We start from the raw sequence: 18,507 nt of genomic DNA, 5'->3' as shown, positions 1-18,507 counted from the left end.
GAGGCTTTGATCCTTTGTATAGGTCTAGAGGATGATAGCCCTAAAAGGGATAGCGTCCTTGGCTTTCACTATTATCATTTACAATTCAACATTCATATTTTACCTCTAAATAGCTAATACTACAATTCATCAGGTTTCTATTCTGTATTGAATGAGCTCATAATAGTTTTGCATCAAATAATTTAACATGCGAACGATTGAAACCCTTTTAGGTCTTATAATTACGAAGAAACAAACCTTCCTATTTATTTTGATGGCTATTTATGTTGCTAGTCATGGCCAAATAGACAGCGCCTCTATTCCTAAAAAACACCATCCATTTTTTAGCCTCAACTATCATTATGGAAAAGTGATGGGTACTACCGATTTTGTGAAAGGTGATAATATGAGTGGAAGTCCCATCGCTAATTATCAGTCCTTATCATTCAAATTTGGTTTTCAAAACCCAGGCTATACCGATTGGCAGAAAACTTTTCGAGGACCCTATTATGGTGTTGGATTTTTTATGGGTGATTTTTTTACTGAAGAATTAGGATATCCTTTGACTGCTTATGGTTTTTATGGAATCCCAATCAAACGTTGGGAAAAGCTAGAACTGTACTCTGAATTTCAATTTGGTTTGGCTTGGCGCTGGAACCATTACGATTCCATTCAAAACCCAAAAAACAATGCCATTGGTTCTAATATGACCGTTTATTTGGATATTGGTGTAAATGCTTTTTACCCACTCACCAAGCATCTCGATTTAGGCTTAGGATTAAGTTTCACTCATTTTTCAAACGGAGGATTCGAACGACCCAATAGAGGATTGAATTTAATATCTCCTTCTTTTGAATTAAAATATCACATCAACAAAAGACCAAATACAAGAAGCATAGAAAGAATGCCAAAAGTGACACAGAAGTCGAACGAGTTTTATATGATGCTGGGTTATGGTGATCATCAAATTGTAGAGCACGAATACGACAGTAACTATTATGCCATAGCTGGTTTAGGTTTGTATTATTCATTTCAGCATTCCAATGCTTTTAGGTCGGGGCCGGAATCGATTTCAACTATATGTGGGGACTTACCGCTAAACCAGACGGAACCCCTGGCCCCAAAAGCCTTGATAATTTAACCATCGGATTGATATATACACCAGAATTGGTGATTGATAAATTAAGGCTAACAGGTGGGATTGGAATTTATGCCAAACACCATCAATATGGAAATTTCACTCAATTATATCAAAGATTAGGAGCTAGATACTATTTCACCGACCATATTTCGCTTGGAGTAAATGTAAGAGCCATCAATTTTATGTTGGCAGAGTTTCTCGAATTTAATTTGGGATATACCATTAATTGGAAAAGGTTATAATTTACGAGGGTCTCTTTGTCATTTTACTGTTGCTATATTTCAATCTTAGAAAAAGAGTATTTTTGCGGATTCTTATAAAATCCTCATTATAAACAATCATGACTAAAATCATCAAATACAATAACAAGCTCATCAATTATCAAGAGCCCACTACCATAAAAGATAGGCTTATCATCTCTTTGGAATATTGGTGGCTAGAATTGGATGAAAACAACTCTCCTACTCGAGAATTAGGATTTAACAATGAGCATCAAGTGCAAATTGCAGCTCCAAAAGAGGAGGACTTCGGAATGTGGTGTAATCCAGAAATTCAGTTTGAGAGTACTGTAGATTTTGAAACCATCAGTATAGAGGATTTCGAAAACAAGTGGGACGAGTTTATGAAGGAGTAATCATACCATTAAAAAAGCTTCGTCTTAAAATGGATGAGTTCCGAAAATCAAGTAAATCAAAAAAGAGTTTCTTTTTAACTATGATTACAACATTCGGAATCCATCAAAACAAGTATAGTAATAAGATTGTTGATAAGGAATTAACCATGGATACATTATTCGTAGACTAATCTATATGTAGCCAAAGCTTCCATTTATTCACACCTTTGGCTACTTATAGAAAATGCAAAAACAAGTAAATGAAATACGCCGGAATAGATTTAGCATGGAAAGGAGAAACCAATCCATCGGCCATAGCGGTAGGAAATTTAAAAAACAATGAGATACTATTAGAAGATATCCATCCTCAGATTTTTGGTTTAAACCCAATTCTTGAGTTTTTGAAAGCTCAAGAAAACCTACAAGGAATTACGGTAGATGCTTCGCTCAAAATCCCCAATAAAACCGGCTATCGAAAAAGCGAAACGGATTTGAACAAAGTATACCGAAACAAATGGGCTGGCTGTTATCCCACCAATCAAAACTTATATCCCAATGCTTTTAGTGTGAGGCTATCAGAAAGATTAGAGGAGGAGGGTTTTAAATATGGAACAGAGCCTAAATGGCAAATGGAGTGCTATCCACATGCATCACTCATAGAAATTTTTGGTTTAACGAGAAGATTGGTCTACAAGAAAGGAAAAGTTGGGGAGAAGATAGCAGGTCAAGTAAAGTTGGCTGAGTTGCTATTAAGTCTACAAGAATCACAGGTATTAAAACTCATCATACCCAATGAACTCACTCACTTTTTCGACTTCAAAGCCATCCAGCAACTAAAAGGTCAATCACTCAAATCCAACGAAGATGCATTGGATGCAGTAGTTTGTTTGTATACTGCAGCTTTGTTTGCCAATAAGCATGCTGGGAATATTTATGGTGATTTGGAGGAGGGTTTTGTTTGGGTTCCGGATAATGTTCTTTGAACACTGATAACACGGATTCAACAGATGATCACAGATCCGTGTAAATTCGTATAATCTGTGTTATTCGTGTTCTATTTTTTAACTTTGCCAAATGCCCAAAATCATCTTCCTGTCCGATACCCATCTGGGTTTTGATTATCCACTCCGACCAAAAAAAGAAAAACGGAGGAGGGGGATCGATTTTTTCAACAACTTCGATAAGGCCTTGGAGTATGCACAAGAATTACAAGCCGATTTGGTGATTCATGGTGGCGATCTCTTTTTCAGAACTTTAGTTCCTCCTACCATTATTGATATGGTTTACGAGCGCATTTTCAATTTTGCTGAATCAGGTATTCCCATCGTAATCGTTCCCGGAAATCACGAAAGTTCTCGTTTACCCGTTTCCCTATTTATGCAGCATCCTCTCATTCATTATTTCAGTAAGCCAGAGGTATTTCAATTTCGGTTAAAAGGGATAGATTTCGATATGGCTGGTTTCCCTTGTGTGAGGAAGGAGGTCTTGTCTAAATTTCCTAATATTGCAAAAGAAATAGCACCAAAACTGAGGAAAGAAAGCATCAAACTCCTGTGCATGCATCAATCCATAGAAGGCGCTACATGTGGCCCATCTGATTATACTTTTAGAGGAGGGAAAGATGTGATACCGATTCGAGATTTACCTGAAGATTATGATTTGTTTTTATCGGGTCATATTCATCGCTCTCAAATACTCTATTCTGCTTGTCAAACGCCCATTATCTACCCAGGCTCTATAGAAAGAACAGCCTTTGCTGAGAAGGACGAGACTAAAGGGTTTTACGAGATCAACATCAGCGAAAGCCAAGAAATATCCTATGAGTTTATTCCCTTGGAAGCCCGACCCATGATAGATATTGAACTGCAGAAAAACTTATATACTTCGGATACTTTAAAAGAAGATATTCTACAACAAATAAGCGATATTCCTCTAGATAGCATCCTCCGTTTTAAATTGAAAAACAATGCTTTTATAAAACTACTTAATGTTAGGTTTTTAGATGGGATTATTTCTCCAACCATGAATTACCAGGTTTCTGGCTTGAGAAGTTTAACTCTCAAAAATAAAACACAAGAATAGTATTATAGACTACCTTTTTAATAGATTTAAAGTCTGTAGATTGTAAATTATTGCTTTTTTTAGGAGGATAAATGGAGTAATTTCGCCAAATAATGATAAGGTCAAAACAGAATGAATACTAAGCATTTTTCAAACTCGATAGAACAAAAAAAAACCACCTCTACTCTACTTTTAATAAGCTTGGCATTATTATCCGCTTTTGGTCCATTTGTAACCGATTTATACTTGCCGGCATTACCTTCTCTGGCAAAATATTTCCAGACTTCGGCCTCCAATGTACAGTTAAGTTTATCCTTGAGTATGTTGGGTTTGGCGCTTGGTCAGTTGGTTATTGGCCCGCTTAGTGATAAATATGGGCGTAAAAAACCCCTTTTGGTTTGTATGTGGATATTTATTTTCTCTACCATAGCTTGCTTATATTCTTGGGATATTTATTCTTTTGTGTTCTTCAGGTTAATACAAGGAATGGCCGGAGCTGGTGGGGTGGTTTTATCTAAATCCATTCCTACAGATTTGTTTCGCGGAAAAGAACTTGCCAAATATATCGCTATCATCAGTGCTATAAACGGCATTGCTCCTATTGTTTCCCCTGTAATGGGAGGTATTCTATTGGAATTCTTCGATTGGGAAAGTGCTTTTTGGGTATTGCTGGGTTTAGGTTTTCTTATCCTGTTTTTATCCTATAGATTAAAGGAATCACTAGCCCAAGAAAATAGAAGCGACAAAAGTACCTTATCTAACTTCAAAACTTTAGGAAAGGTGTTCAGAAACCCGAGTTATGCCTTCAACACTTTGACTCTGATGATGTCGGCAGTGGTATTATTCTCCTATATAGCCTCCTCCCCTTTTATCATTCAAGAACACTATGGCTATTCTGCTTTAATATTTAGCCTTTGCTTTGGTCTGAATTCATTAAGTATTGTTTTGGGTTCTGCCCTTTCCATGCGTTTCAAGCAAACCCAAAACAGCATCATTACCGGGAGTATTGGCGTATTTATTTTCTCTTTGAGTACAGGAATAAGTCTATTCTATGATCTCCCATTTATATATTATGAAACGAGTCTTATTTTCGTATTGTTCTTTTTTGGTTTGCTATTTCCAGCCGCTACAGCACTGGCCCTAGACAGTGAACGAGAAAATGCAGGTTCTGCTTCGGCAGCTATTGGCTCCATCACATTTTTGGCAGGAAGCATTTGCACTCCCCTAGTTGGCTTAGGCAATCTATTGCACTCCACAGCAATTTGTATTATTATTGGTGGCGTATTTACTGCTTTATTCTGTTATTTGGCCCGAAGAAATGAAAATCGAATTCTAAGCAAATCCTAAATGCTTTTCTTAAGTATTTATAAAATTCTCCATTCGATTTCTTACATTTGCTTCATGCAATACAAGCCATTTTTGCTCATATTCCTTTTCTTATTGATTTATGGAAGCTCCTTTTCACAAAGCCGTTCAGCTATTGATAGTTTGGAGCTCGCTTTAAATCGAATAAATGATGATACTCAAAAATGCGATATTCTACTAAATATCACAGACCTCATCATATCATCAGAACCTGATAAAGCACTTGACTATGCCCAAAAAAGTCTTGTTTTATCTCGTGAAAATGAAGATAGCCATAGAGAGATTAAGGCCTATTTACAATTAGCAGAAATTTATTGGTCTAAAACAGATTTTAAGACTTCACTAGAGTATGCATACCAAGCCAAAGGATTGGCAGCAAAAGAAGATTATCAAAAAGAATATGCTGAGTCCATTCTAATAATCACACAAAGTTTTTTTGAATTAGGAGATTATAAAAAGAGCTCCAATATGAACTTTGAAGCTCTTAAAACCTTCGAAAAAATCAATGACAAAAAAGGAGTCATGAATGCTTTGAATAAAATTGGGGTCGATTTTTTTAGCCAGGATGATTCAGATAAAGCCCTTGAGTATTATAAACAATCTTTAAACATGGCAAGGGAAATAAATGATTTAGAAGGAATTTCTCGTGGCTTGAATAATACCGCAGTTATTTATGGTAATAGAGGGGATATAGAGAAAGTAAAAGCTAATTATTTTGCATCGGTTGCAATAAATAAAAAACTGGGTAATCATTTGGGTGAAGGTGTTAATTATCTCAATTTAGGCATGGTAAATGCCAATGAAAATAATGATGATTCCACTTTGTATTATTACCGAAAAGCAGAATCACTTTTTACAGGATTAAATAACTTCTACAGTTTATCAGATCTATACCTTAAGTTTGCTTTGCACCATACCAAACTCAAACAAACGGATAGTGTGTTGTTTTATTCGCAACAAGCCTTAAAAATTGGAAAAGAAAACAATATTAAGCTGGTAATATATGGTGCAGCATTTATTCTTAAAGGCAGGTACCTTGAGTTGTCTGATTTTCAAAAGGCTTATGAATACAGCGAATTACAATATCAAATAAAGGATAGTCTGGATTTTGAAAATAATAAAACCCGTTTATCTCAATTGGAGTTTTTATACGAGCAAGACAAAATAAATCAGGAAAAAAAGATTAAACAGCAGAGAAGGGAGTTTAGCTTCAGTTTAGTGTCTGGAATAATTATTATGTTTTTTTTGGTTTTATTCATCATACAAAGAAACAAAACCAAAAGGAAAAGTCTTGAACAGAAAAACACATTATTGGAGAAAGAAAAAATATCAAAAGAGCTTGAATTCAGAAATAAAGAACTGGCCACCAATGTGATGTATTCTATAGAAAAGAATAATATGTTGAGGAATATCTCCGATGAATTATTTAATATCGAAAAGGAAGCTGTAAAAGAGGAAACACAAAATGCCATACAAAGAATTTCAAAAAGAATATATAAATCAATAGAGGAAGGTTCGTGGGAAGAATTTGAAATTCGATTTCAACAAGTTCATACCGATTTTTATGAAAACTTGAGCAAGGACTTTCCTGATTTATCTACAAATGAAAAACGCCTTTGTGGTTTTTTACGACTTGAAATGACCTCCAAAGAAATCTCTAAAATTACAGGACAAAGTATTTCTGCTCTTGAAACTGCGAGGCTACGACTTCGTAAAAAACTTGGCATTACCAAAACAAAAGTAAGCCTGAATTCTTTTCTTAGTAATTATTAAAACTCTGTTTTTTTTACTAAATCTATCTATGACGGGTTTTTGTCAGGGTATTTTTATACCATGACGTAGTATTGACGCAGTATAAAAACCAAGCTAAGTGTTTCTATATTATAGCTTTGCAAATAAGCAAATCGATCATATGAAAAACAAACCCGATACAAACAAAAACAGCATTAAATCCAAAGGTGTAGAAGAATTAAAAATCATCATGGAAAGAAAAGAGGCAGAAAATATTGCTTTTGAGAAAATGCTAAAAAAGATTGGAAAAAAACACTCAAAAAATAATACATAAAAACATGAAACAATTAATCTACAAATTAAACCTGATAACTCTTGCTGTACTATTCGCATTTAATGCTTCAGCGCAGACCTATTCTCAAGTCTATGAAGGAAGAACGCCTTCAAAAACCACTGAAATAAACCAGAAATTTCATTCAGACTGGGGAAAAGGAGTAAAAGATATTTTGTTTTCAGAGGATTTTTCCAATAATGGTTTTAATAATTGGACTGCAACAGGTGATGCTGCTAATCAATGGACCAACTCATCAACAAACTATGTGGGAGAAGAGGCTCCAGAGCTTATTTTAGTTGGATATCCAGATTTTACAGGAACGACCAAATTTGTTTCACCTGTAATTAACACCAGTGGCTTTGCTGCAGCAGGGCTTTCTTTTGTGCATAGAGTTGACCCAATGGGAACAAGTCAGTTTTGGGTTGGAGTAGAAACGACTAGCGATGGGGGGCAAACCTGGAACGAAGTCTGGACTCATGAACATGCCTCTATGGAAACCTATTTGGCTAACGAAGTCATAAATATAGATAATGGCGATATGGGTTCAGAAAATTTTCAATTTTGTTTTGTTTTTAGTGAAAACTCAGAATCATTAATGGGATGGTTAATAGATGATATTACTCTTGGAGATCCTTTACAATATGATGTTACACCAATTAACATAGATGGCTTGGATTATGTTTACAATGGTAATGATGCACTCATTTCAACTGAAGTTAATAATAATGGATCCGAAACAGTATCTTTTGATGTGAAACTGGAAATAGACAATGGAACCAATATCGTTTTTACATCCATAAAGGAAGTTTCCAACCTTGAGTTTGGAGGAAGCGCAAATATAAATTTCGATGCCTGGTTAGCTGAAACAGGAGAATATACAGCAACCGTAACTACCTTATTAGATGGTGATGAAAGTCCTTCAAATGATGTTATTTACCAAGAATTTACAGTTTACGAAAGCACCATTTATTGTATACCATCTGCAGACTGTTCTTTGGGCGATGGCATTTCAGGCTTTGCTTTTGCCGATATGGAGAATTATAATAATGGATGTAGTGATGGTGGATATGGTGACTTTACCAGCCTTCAAGCTTCAGTGGAAATTGGAGAAACATATACAGCTAGTTTTATCTCAGATTACTCTACTCAAGTCTTAAGCATATGGGTCGACTTTAATCAGGATTTTACATTTCAATCCACCGAATTAATACTAGCAGATTTCCTAATTGAATCATCTGGAACTGTTTATGAAGTAGACATTCCAATACCTGGATATGCCCTACCTGGCAGCACTACAATGAGGGTAGGGGCTCGTTTTTCAGCAGTTTCTTCACCAGACCCTTGTGCCACATTTTTATATGGAGAATGGGAAGACTATTCAATAGAAATTACAGGAGAATCTATCAATCTTGACGCATCAGTCATTTCAATTGATATGGAAACAATCATAGAACCAGGAGATCTTATTCCTGTAGCCACTTTCCAAAATAAAGGAATTCAACCGATTTCTTTCCCTGTTACTTGTTCCATAGAAGGCAGTTCTTACACTTCCACTAAAGAAGTAACAGAATTGGGATACGGTGAAACCATTCAGATTGAATTTGATGTATGGAATGCAGCTACAGGTTCATATACCATTGAGGTTTCCAGCGATTTAGATGGAGACGAAGTTGTTGAGAATAATACACTTAGCCATGATGTTATCATTGCTCCGTGGGTGCCAGAAAAAATGGTTGTTGGAGAAGAAGGTACTGGAACTTGGTGTGGATGGTGTATTAGAGGACATGTTCTTATGGATTCTTTGAAGATGAAATATCCTGACACCTGGATTGGAATTGCTGTTCATAATGGTGATCCAATGCTTGTACCCGATTATGATGAAGGATTAGGAGCCTATGTTGTTGGATATCCGAGTGGTGCAATTAATCGAGATATTGTGGTAGATCCTTTAGATTTTGAGGCCGCGTATCTAGCAGAAATTGAAAAAGTAGCACCAGCAAGTATCATTATTGAAGATAAGGTTTTTAATGAGGAGAGCAGAGAGCTTACATTTACTTTAACATCGGAGTTTATTGTTTCTGCATCAAATTATAGGTTTAATGCAGTAATCATGGAAAATGAAGTAACCGGTACTGGTGCAGGCTGGGACCAAGCAAATTATTATTCAGAAGGGGCAGTAGTCATGGGTGGTTATGAAAATCTACCAAATCCTGTTCCTGCTGAAGATATGATTTATCAAGATGTAGCTAGAGCTATTTTGGGTGGTTTTGAAGGTGAAGAAAGCAGTTTGCCGGGAATAATAAATGCAGGCGAAACTCATAGCTGGGAATTCTCTACTATCATAGACGAAGAATGGGATATAGACCATATTGAAGTAGTTGGTATGCTTTTAGACTATAATACAGGAGAAATAATGAATGCTACCAAAAATCATTTATTAGTTACAAGTGTTTCAGGACTAAAGACTATCGATGATATTACTATTTATCCAAATCCAGCAAAAGATAAAATTAATATTGCCAATATGGAAAGAGGAGATATTCACATTTATACTTTAAATGGTGTTTTGGTTAAATCCATTTTTGATGTAGAAGGCGATATAAACATAAATATTGCTGAAATAAGTTCTGGAATATACTTTGTAAAGGCCATCTTAAACAAACAAACCATCACTAAAAAACTTGTGATAGAATAGTTCATTAATTTGATTAGATACCCCGGGTTTCAATAATTGAAATTCGGGGTTTTATATTTATCAAAATAATTCAAAGTAGGGCATAGTTCAAAACATTGCCCTTGGCTTTTGGTTATTGAGCTAAAAACAATTATTTCTATGAAATTCATTACAATCGGTAAGCCTCTATGAATGCTTTGCTAAGATGTATTATGAGAACCCCTTGTAAACCTATTTCATGCCGCGTTCTTTCAAAAGCGCTTTCAACTCCTTATCCTGATTGGGTTTGTTTACCAGCTTATAGATAATAAACAAAGGAACTAAAGTAACTAATCCCCAAGTGCTATAAACCACACTATAGACAATGATTCCAGCAAGGAAACCTATGATAAAGGCGTTTATGGTGGCTGTGGATTTCATTTTTTTTGCTTCTGCTTTCAGCTCTTCATCGCTTAATGAGTGTAAATCTTTTTGTTCCATTTATTGTTGTTCTAATAGAAATAATTTGGCCTACAAGTAACAAATTGTTTTTCAGAAAGTCAATACTAGAATTTTCTATTCTGAATTGTTTTCTCAATTCTATTTTTGATAGTCCACTACCTTTGCATCATGCCTACAAATCATTTTAAGTTAAATACATTTCTAGACCATGAAGAGGAGGTTTTTCATGTGGCACGTACTACTATTAACTCAAAAAACGATTTACAACTTCATCGCCATGGCTTTTGTGAGATTTTTTGGGTAAAAGAGGGTAGTTGTATTCACTTGGTTAATAAGCAAGAACTTCCTCTGGAAAAGGGATGCTTATGCCTGATTCGGCCAGAAGATCAGCATACTTTCAAATTAAATAAAAGTCAAGAAAGTATGGTCATCACCAATATTGCCTTTTTTCAAGATAGCCTTGACTATTTTAAGGATAGATATTTCAGAAATAGCAGCAACTATTTTTGGTCAGAAGACCAACAACCTTTTACCATTCAACTGGATTCTGATCAATTGAACGAATTGTCTGCTATCACTGACAGATTGATAGGACAAGCAAGAAACTCTCTTCATTTAGATTACCTTATGATTCAGGTTTTTAGAATGATTAACTGCCTTGAGGAAAGTCAAAACCATATACCAGCTTGGTTGGCCTATGCATTGGAAAACTATAATACTCCAAATAGATTTAAAAAAGGCGTGCAAGGTTTTGTTGAGCTTACTGAGCGTTCTGTAGATCATGTGAATAGAATCCTTAAAGAACATCTAAAGCAAACCCTTTCTGAAACGGTGATTAAAGCGCGATTGCAATATGCAAGTCAACAGCTGATTATGACCAATTCTTCCATAAAATCTATATGTTATGATTGTGGGTTTGAGTCTGTTTCTTATTTCTACCGGCTTTTCAAAAAACATATGCATCAAACTCCTGTTGAATACAGAGGGAAAAACAGAAAGATTTTCTAATTTTGATTAAGGCTCTTTCCTACAAGTAACGCAGCTCTCCCGAGCTGCAGTTTAACCAATTCTATTCTCATCGAATAATTGCACCGTTCAGAAGAACTGTGTTACTCCGAGAGAATATCGCTATAGAGCAATAAATCAACTCCTCCCATCAATATATTTCTTTAAACATCTGCAGAAAGGTATTAGTTTTGTCTAAAACTGTAATTACCATCATATCCAATCTTGAAAACCATAAATACATTAAAATGAAACATTTATTATTGACTTTACTATCCTTTGGAATTCTATTTAGTTCTTGTGAGAGCCAGACTAAAATTAAACAGAATACTGGAGTTGAAATAGATTTAGCCGAAGAAGTAAAAGCAGAGTTTGTTCGCTCATGGGAAGGCTATAAAAAATATGCCTGGGGACACGATGTATTGCTTCCGCTCTCTAAAAGTTACCAAGATTGGTATGAAGAATCTTTGGCAATATCTCCTATCGATGCCTATAGCACCATGAAAGTAATGGGCTTGGATGAATATGCTGAGGAGGTTGAGAATTATGTAATCGATTCCATTAGTTGGGATAAGGATTTGTATGTAAAAACCTTCGAAGTAAATATTCGTATTTTGGGTGGTTTATTAGCGATGTACGAGTATACTGGTAAACAAGAAATTTTAGATAAAACTGAGGAGTTTGGGCAGAAGATGTTGGCTGCTTTCGATTCTCCAACCGGAATGCCTTATTATTGGTTTAATCTAAAAACAGGAGAAGCAAAAGGCTCTAAAATCAATGTGGCTGAGGCCGCTTCCTATATGATGGAAATGGGCATTTTGAGTTATTACACCAAGAATCCTATCTACTATCAAACTGCCAAAAAAGCCAATTTAGCCGTTTGGGAAAGAGTTTCAGATATCAATTTGGTAGCAGAACTCATCGATGTAGAAAGTGGAGAATGGAAGCATGGAACCAGCCATATCTGCGCAGGAATCGACTCTTACTACGAATATCTTTATAAAGCCTACCTCCTCTTTGGTGATGAAGATTTAAAACCCATTTGGGAGAAAAGTATTCATGCAATAAATACATATTTGGTAGATGAAAGCGATACTTCATTTTGGTACCGTAGAGTAGATATGCACACAGGAGAAAAACAAACCAAATTCATGTATGCCGATAATAATGAAATAAGAGAAGGAGGAATAGTAACACTGTATGATGCCTTTTTCCCGGCTGTTTTGGCTTTAAGTGGAGATATTGAAAGAGCCGAAAAAAACCAAGCTACTTGGGATTGGTTGTGGAACCAATACGGTCTAGAACCTATGATTTACGATTATGATAGAGCGGTTCCTACCTATCCTGTTTACGACTTAAATCCAGAAATCATAGAATCAGCTTATTATTTATTACACTTCACAGGCAAGAAAATATATGAAGATATGATTGAACAATATTGGAGAGACATCATGAAATATTGTCGTACCGATGTGGCCTTTTCCTCCATTAAAGATGTGCAAACCATGGAGAAAAAGGATTATATGCCCACCTTCTTTTTTGCCGAAACCATGAAGTATTTTTACCTGACCTTTACTTTAGAGGAGGGTGATTTTAATCTTGATGACCATATCTTTACTACAGAAGCTCATCCTTTTAAACGCTCTTCTTTTGATATAGAGGAAGCACAAGTTAGATTAGGTTTTTAGAGTTACTCATTCGGTTTTCAGTTCGAATTAGGCCAATAATAATTGTGTCTGAAGGGAGAAATACCTTACCGCGTAGCGGTTTAGTTCTTATATAAGGTTCTTGCCAAGTTTTTCTATTCCCCGTAGGGGATTTGCTTTCATTGCTGCTAGTCTTCTATTGAAGTTTTTATAACATATGCTCTACAAGGAAATGGAAAACTTTTTCTATATTCTTTTAAAAAAGCTGATCGGGCGATGCTTTGTGATGTTTGAAAGAATTATAAGAGAACAATCATTACCATTTTGCGATGATGTTTGCTTTTCATAAAAAAGGGAAGGATGAAGCGAAGGTTCGTTTGAACCTGTTGGAGTCGTGCAAATGCTTGTCCACTTTTTGAGTTTACCACAAATGCATGATTACATATTCTTTAAACCCCTAATAATCTAGAAACATACCAAAAAAGGGCGTAATAAAAATTACGCCCTCATTAAATCAAATCCTAAAAATTATTCAATTATAAGCTGTTTATGAATTCTTCCTTTTTCGGTATCAATAAGAATAGTGTATATTCCTGATACCATTTTAGAAGTATTTACCTTATAATCAGCTGCATTCACATTCATCTCTTGAACTTTTTGACCTGTTTGGTTATAAATAATAACAGACTTCATGGTATATTCTGATGTAATATTTACATAGTCTTTAGCTGGGATTGGATAAATCTGAGTGGACAAGGCTAATTCTTCAGAAACACCTAAAACCACATCTACAACATGTTCATTTGATGGTTCAGACTCACCCTCAGTATATAATGAAGTTACATAATAAGTATGAACTCCAATATCAGATGTATTATGTGTAAAGGAAATATCATTTGTAAATCCAATTTTTTCAAAATCATTTGAGTTTAACTTGTGATAAACATTATATCCTAACAAACTCTTTACAGAAGATTTAGACTCTGCTTTTCTCAAGCTAATATTATCCAGAGAAGTAGCATTACCTTCATTATAATTATCTAACACATTTTCTCTAAAAGCCACATAAATAGGAGTGCCATTTTCAACTATGCTAGTCAAATCATAGTAATAATAGATCCAACCAATAGGGGTACCCACAGGTAAATCAATAATATCTACTACAATATCAAATGCCTCTGGATTATCAGGAGTAGTTGTTGATATACGAATCTCTATATGCTCAGAATAATCATCTCTGTAGGTACCCATCCAAAAGCCTAGTGTATCTCCTTCAGAATAGGTGAGTTGTGGTGTTACTAACCACTGATCACTCACTGGGTCTCCTCCAGTTAACCAAGTAGCATAAGCCTGAAATTGACCACCATCTGGACAAGCAGTAATAGATCCACCTGACCATCCTGCAACATCCTCTCCAACCATTACTTGCATCCATCCTGAACCACCATCCATATTAAATTTAGACCATCCTTCAGGTAAAAAATCACCTTCAAAACCCTCAAAGAAATTTGCAGAAGGCGTAGAAACAGTCTCCCAACTCAACATAATATCCTGACCATGCTCAACTTCTGCAGGCCCAATAAGATTAGTCGGCGCTTCTAAACCTGATGATGTTTCATTCATATCTACATTAATATCATCGATGAGGATATTTCCATTGCCTGCTTCGCTAAAGCCATGCCAACCGACATAATAGATACCATCTTCATCTGGCGTAAAAGATGCATTTGCGGGTTGGTATATATTGTTAAGAGCAAACATTAAATCTTCAAATATAACTTCACTTGTCATGGATGCTGCATTGGGTTCTGTTCCAAATTTCACTTCTAGATTTTCATAATAAGCATCCGAACTAGAAGTATAGAAGAAGTTAACATTATACGTTTCCCCGCCTAATAATTCAATACCAGGAGAAAAGAACCAATCATTCATTTGTTCGGTATCACTATATTCAATCATGGCATGTTGATTACCATTATATGCATTTGCATCTGAACTTATCCAGTTCAAATCATCGTTATTTGTGTTCTCAACAGCATTGCAAGACGGCATAAAGGGTAAAATGACCTCTTCAAAATTTTCTATATATGGAATACTTGTCGATGCTGCACAAAGAGTAGAGAAATAATAGGGGCCTATCCAGGCGCTGACAGAACCTGCACCACAATCGGCTTGTACATAAAAATCATAATAGGTTCCGGCATCTAGTCCTTGGAGTAAATAAGGATTTTCATCGCTAGCTATCATAGCAACTCCGCTTGGTGTAAAGCCCATTTCTCCATACTCAATTCTCCACTGAGTGGCATCTCCATTTTCTGTCCATTCCATGAGGGCGGAAGTTTGAGTGATTTCATTGGCATTAACATCGGAAGGATCTGCACATGACTGCAAATCATCAATAGTAATGTTATCGAGTGCGATATCTCCATAGGTATTGCTATAAACACCCTTAAAAGCAATATACTCATCAGTTCCTGTATAATCAGAAAAATACACTTCATATTCTTCCATATCATTTATATTAGGAATATTTAAAACTTCTAGCTCAGTATAGGTAGAAATATCTGCTGGATCTGTTATGGTTCCAACCGATAGTTCTGATCCGTATGACCATGAGTAGAAATGTAAATATTTATTTGCTTCACCCCCTTCGAGTGCAGGAGTTATCAATAAAAGATTTGCTTCTAAATCATTAACATTTACAAGTTTAACACATTTAGAATTGTCAACTCCTTGAGTATTATAAGATCTAACGTTAGCATAGGTATCGCTGGAAGCAACAATTTTATACCAATAATTTGGTATTTCGGGTTCAACACAAGATTCAAAATCTTCAAAAAAGGGCATGCTCACAGCCACATTTGATAAAGATTTGATCCCTTCTGTTTGGATTCCTATAGGGGATTGATTGATAGCTCCCTGGCTAAAAGCACCATAAAAGATTATTATAAAAAGCATTGATAGTAAATTGTTTTTCATGATTTTAAGTTTAAAAATTTCATTTTTGCTGATCGAATTTATTTGATGACAAGCTAGTTTCTTCCTTTTTCATTTCAATAGTATCTATTATTTTCTTTAAGGCTTTATTCTGAATTCTTTTCTTTTCAATAAAGCGATTGAATTCTTCTAACTCATCAAATTTTTCTTTTTCATCCTCTGATGACGATTTCTTTTTTGCCATTTACGTAGTTTGGTTTTTACTGTTGATGCAAATATGATAAGGAATATGCTATGGAAAAAACATAACGCTCATACAAAACAATAACAAGGTATATTTGAGCCCATTACAAAAACAATATGATCAAGAAAACCACCATAACAAAAACCATACAGGCTTCATTTTATAGTTGGTTTATAAGGTTTTGGGAATTTCCTCAAGAATTTATGATCGATATTTTTGAATATAAAATCAATACTATAGAGGCTTTTTGATAGAAGCAGGAATGGTATTGATCCAACAAATTATGAAGCTATACCTGCGAAAGGAAGGTAATAAGGTTAACAGATGTGTTGGCGATGCCCAGTTTTTTTCGTAGGCGAGTTCGTGCCATTTCAATTGTGCTTGCTCGTTGCCCTGTTAATTCGGATATTTCTTTGGTAGACATATTTAACCTCAGAAAAGCACATATTTTTTGTTCATTGGGCGATAAATCAGGAAAGCGCTTTAGCAATTTCTCGTAAAATGCACTATGAACTTGTTTAAATCTGAGTTCAAACTCATCCCAAACATCATCTTCGGTTGATTTCTGCAATTCTTCAGCTATTTTTATAATAGCCAATTTGGTTTCATCTTTCACGGCCTTTTCTCGAATTTTCAAAAGATTATCTGCCATGTCAGATAGAATCTCATTCTTACGCATTAAGCTCATTACATTGGAAGTGAGTTCTTTGTTTTTTAAGTGTATTTCTGCCTCAAGTTTTTGCCGTTCAATTTTTTCTAATCGGCGTCTGTTAAACAGAACAACAATCCACAACACAAGCACAAAAAGGAGGATGGTTCCAATAATGATATAAAAGAAAACTTGTTTTTGCCTAATGTTCTTTTCTTCTTGTATTAATTTTTCATGTTCATAGAGCAATTCTAGTTTTGATAGCTTGGTAATACTGTTTTCTATATTTAGACTATCCTTCGTTTGAAACTCTTTTAAACTATATTTATAGGCATTGCTAGAGTCCCCTTTAGATATATATATAGTATGCAACCTTTGTGCGGCTTCATAGATATATTGTTTTAAATGACCTTTTTCAGCTATTTCAATAGCTTTGGAAGCATATACCAAACTCATTTCCTCATCTGAAATTTCAGAATAATAAGCAGAGATACTGGTATAGGTCACTGCAAGTTTAGGAGTATTATTTAGTTCCAAAAAAAGAGCTTCAGCCTTTCTATAATAGTGAAATGAAGAATCATATTGGTCTTCAATTAGATTAATATAACCCAGATTGGCATAATTTATTCCCAACCATAATTGGTGGCCTATTTTTTTATTGATCTTTATGGCTTCTTTAATATAAGTTCTAAAACTTTCGAACTCTCCCATATTAGAATACACCACAGCTACATTATTGAGGCCCCTTGAAATACCAATTAAATCATTTATTTCACGAGCAACCTTTAAAGATTGCAAATCATATTCCAATGCTTTTTCCGTATTCCCCAATGCTGAATATAGAAAACCTATATGGCCCAAAACCTTAACCATGCCTTTCACATTGTTTTGTTCTTCAAATATGGCAAGAGCTTGATAGTTTAAAGCGGATGGCTTTTCATATTCACCTAATTCAGTATAGTTTTTCGACAATAGTAATAATGACTCCGCATATTCATTATCTAAACTCATATTTTCAGCTAAGTCCCGAGCCTTTAAAGCAAACTCAGTGGACAACACAAGCTCTGTCATACTTAAATAAATCTCACTTAGTTGTAAATAGGCTCTCAATTTAAATTGGGGTTGCCTATTGAGTTCAGCAATTTCAAGAATTTGTTCGGAGTAATCTAGAGCTTGCTCTGGGTTATAAGTTAACAGAATATTAGACAGCTCAGTTAAAATGGTTATTTTAACTTGGGGATCATTTTTTTGATCTAATACCATTTCCAGACTATCAATATTATAAAATGATTGTGCCCATGAAAGACTCCAAAAAATGACCATTAAGCTTATCAGAAATATCCTTCTCATTTATATTTTATTATTCTCAACAAAGATAGTAATTTCATGAATAGCATAGTACAGAGTAATCTTAGAGCTCTATTTCAAATAATTAATTTTCAACAAACAACAACACACTAAGTCATTGATAATATATACAATAGGCATTCTATCTCCTTTACTGAAACCATGAAGTGTTTATACCGGACTTTTACCTTAGAGGATGGTATATTTGTATTCGAGGACTATATTTTCACTACAGAATATCATCCATTAATGTGGTTTTTTTGGTTAGGATGAAGCAGCAGTGATATTAGGTTGGCAATTTATAAATATAGAGTTAATAAATACAGCGCAAACGCATACT

Annotated in this window: 16 protein-coding genes; 12 read left to right on the top strand and 4 right to left on the bottom strand. The window is 35.0% G+C overall.

Annotated features, from left to right (window positions below; all coding sequences use genetic code 11):
* The first annotated feature begins 187 nt into the window (after positions 1 to 187).
* The 10 genes from HNS40_RS00245 (at position 188) to HNS40_RS00200 (ending at position 9,919) form a co-directional block, all read left to right on the top strand.
* Positions 188 to 1,120, top strand: coding sequence for an acyloxyacyl hydrolase (locus HNS40_RS00245; protein ID WP_172276008.1), 933 nt, complete (start codon positions 188 to 190; stop codon positions 1,118 to 1,120).
* On the top strand, positions 1,060 to 1,362 hold the full coding sequence (locus HNS40_RS00240) for a hypothetical protein (RefSeq protein ID WP_172275923.1): 303 nt from the start codon (positions 1,060 to 1,062) through the stop codon (positions 1,360 to 1,362). Before HNS40_RS00245 ends, HNS40_RS00240 begins: the two co-directional genes overlap by 61 nt.
* A 98-nt stretch (positions 1,363 to 1,460) precedes the next feature.
* Entirely contained in the window at positions 1,461 to 1,754 is a 294-nt protein-coding gene (locus HNS40_RS00235) for a hypothetical protein (RefSeq protein ID WP_172276006.1), read from the top strand.
* Positions 1,730 to 1,924: a hypothetical protein gene (locus tag HNS40_RS00230; RefSeq protein ID WP_172276004.1), complete on the top strand. Its 195-nt coding sequence runs from the start codon at positions 1,730 to 1,732 to the stop codon at positions 1,922 to 1,924. The genes HNS40_RS00235 and HNS40_RS00230 overlap by 25 nt, the downstream gene beginning before the upstream one ends.
* A 69-nt stretch (positions 1,925 to 1,993) precedes the next feature.
* Positions 1,994 to 2,716, top strand: a complete 723-nt coding sequence (locus HNS40_RS00225) for a DUF429 domain-containing protein (protein ID WP_172276002.1) — start codon at positions 1,994 to 1,996, stop codon at positions 2,714 to 2,716.
* Between the two features lie 91 nt (positions 2,717 to 2,807).
* A complete protein-coding gene (locus HNS40_RS00220; protein ID WP_172276000.1) occupies positions 2,808 to 3,815 on the top strand; it encodes a DNA repair exonuclease in 1,008 nt (335 codons plus the stop codon).
* A gap of 111 nt (positions 3,816 to 3,926) precedes the next feature.
* On the top strand, positions 3,927 to 5,141 hold the full coding sequence (locus tag HNS40_RS00215) for a multidrug effflux MFS transporter (RefSeq protein ID WP_172275998.1): 1,215 nt from the start codon (positions 3,927 to 3,929) through the stop codon (positions 5,139 to 5,141).
* Positions 5,142 to 5,213: 72 nt separating this feature from the next.
* Complete coding sequence (locus HNS40_RS00210) at positions 5,214 to 6,932, top strand: tetratricopeptide repeat protein (RefSeq protein ID WP_172275996.1); 1,719 nt, start codon at positions 5,214 to 5,216, stop codon at positions 6,930 to 6,932.
* A gap of 139 nt (positions 6,933 to 7,071) precedes the next feature.
* On the top strand, positions 7,072 to 7,224 hold the full coding sequence (locus HNS40_RS00205; RefSeq protein WP_172275994.1) for a hypothetical protein: 153 nt from the start codon (positions 7,072 to 7,074) through the stop codon (positions 7,222 to 7,224).
* A 4-nt stretch (positions 7,225 to 7,228) separates the two neighbouring features.
* Positions 7,229 to 9,919, top strand: coding sequence for a GEVED domain-containing protein (locus HNS40_RS00200; RefSeq protein WP_172275991.1), 2,691 nt, complete (start codon positions 7,229 to 7,231; stop codon positions 9,917 to 9,919).
* Between the two features lie 210 nt (positions 9,920 to 10,129).
* Here the strand turns inward: HNS40_RS00200 and HNS40_RS00195 are convergent, their stop codons facing one another.
* A complete protein-coding gene (locus HNS40_RS00195) occupies positions 10,130 to 10,378 on the bottom strand; it encodes an FUSC family protein (RefSeq protein ID WP_172275989.1) in 249 nt (82 codons plus the stop codon).
* Between the two features lie 129 nt (positions 10,379 to 10,507).
* On the opposite strand from HNS40_RS00195, the gene HNS40_RS00190 reads away from it, so the two are divergent.
* Complete coding sequence (locus HNS40_RS00190; protein ID WP_172275987.1) at positions 10,508 to 11,347, top strand: AraC family transcriptional regulator; 840 nt, start codon at positions 10,508 to 10,510, stop codon at positions 11,345 to 11,347.
* A 245-nt stretch (positions 11,348 to 11,592) separates the two neighbouring features.
* Positions 11,593 to 13,032: a glycoside hydrolase family 47 protein gene (locus HNS40_RS00185; RefSeq protein ID WP_172275985.1), complete on the top strand. Its 1,440-nt coding sequence runs from the start codon at positions 11,593 to 11,595 to the stop codon at positions 13,030 to 13,032.
* A 486-nt stretch (positions 13,033 to 13,518) separates the two neighbouring features.
* Here HNS40_RS00185 and HNS40_RS00180 read toward each other — a convergent pair whose 3' ends face one another.
* The 3 genes from HNS40_RS00180 to HNS40_RS00170 form a co-directional block, all read right to left on the bottom strand.
* Complete coding sequence (locus HNS40_RS00180; protein ID WP_172275983.1) at positions 13,519 to 15,969, bottom strand: T9SS-dependent choice-of-anchor J family protein; 2,451 nt, start codon at positions 15,967 to 15,969, stop codon at positions 13,519 to 13,521.
* 19 nt (positions 15,970 to 15,988) lie between these two features.
* Entirely contained in the window at positions 15,989 to 16,171 is a 183-nt protein-coding gene (locus tag HNS40_RS00175; RefSeq protein WP_172275981.1) for a hypothetical protein, read from the bottom strand.
* 289 nt (positions 16,172 to 16,460) lie between these two features.
* Positions 16,461 to 18,170: a tetratricopeptide repeat protein gene (locus tag HNS40_RS00170; RefSeq protein ID WP_172275979.1), complete on the bottom strand. Its 1,710-nt coding sequence runs from the start codon at positions 18,168 to 18,170 to the stop codon at positions 16,461 to 16,463.
* Positions 18,171 to 18,507: the final 337 nt, after the last annotated feature.

It is taken from the genome of Lentimicrobium sp. S6, from assembly GCF_013166635.1.
In the GTDB taxonomy this organism is placed as follows: Bacteria; Bacteroidota; Bacteroidia; order Bacteroidales; family UBA12170; genus UBA12170.
This window is presented reverse-complemented; position numbering and strand designations above follow the sequence as displayed.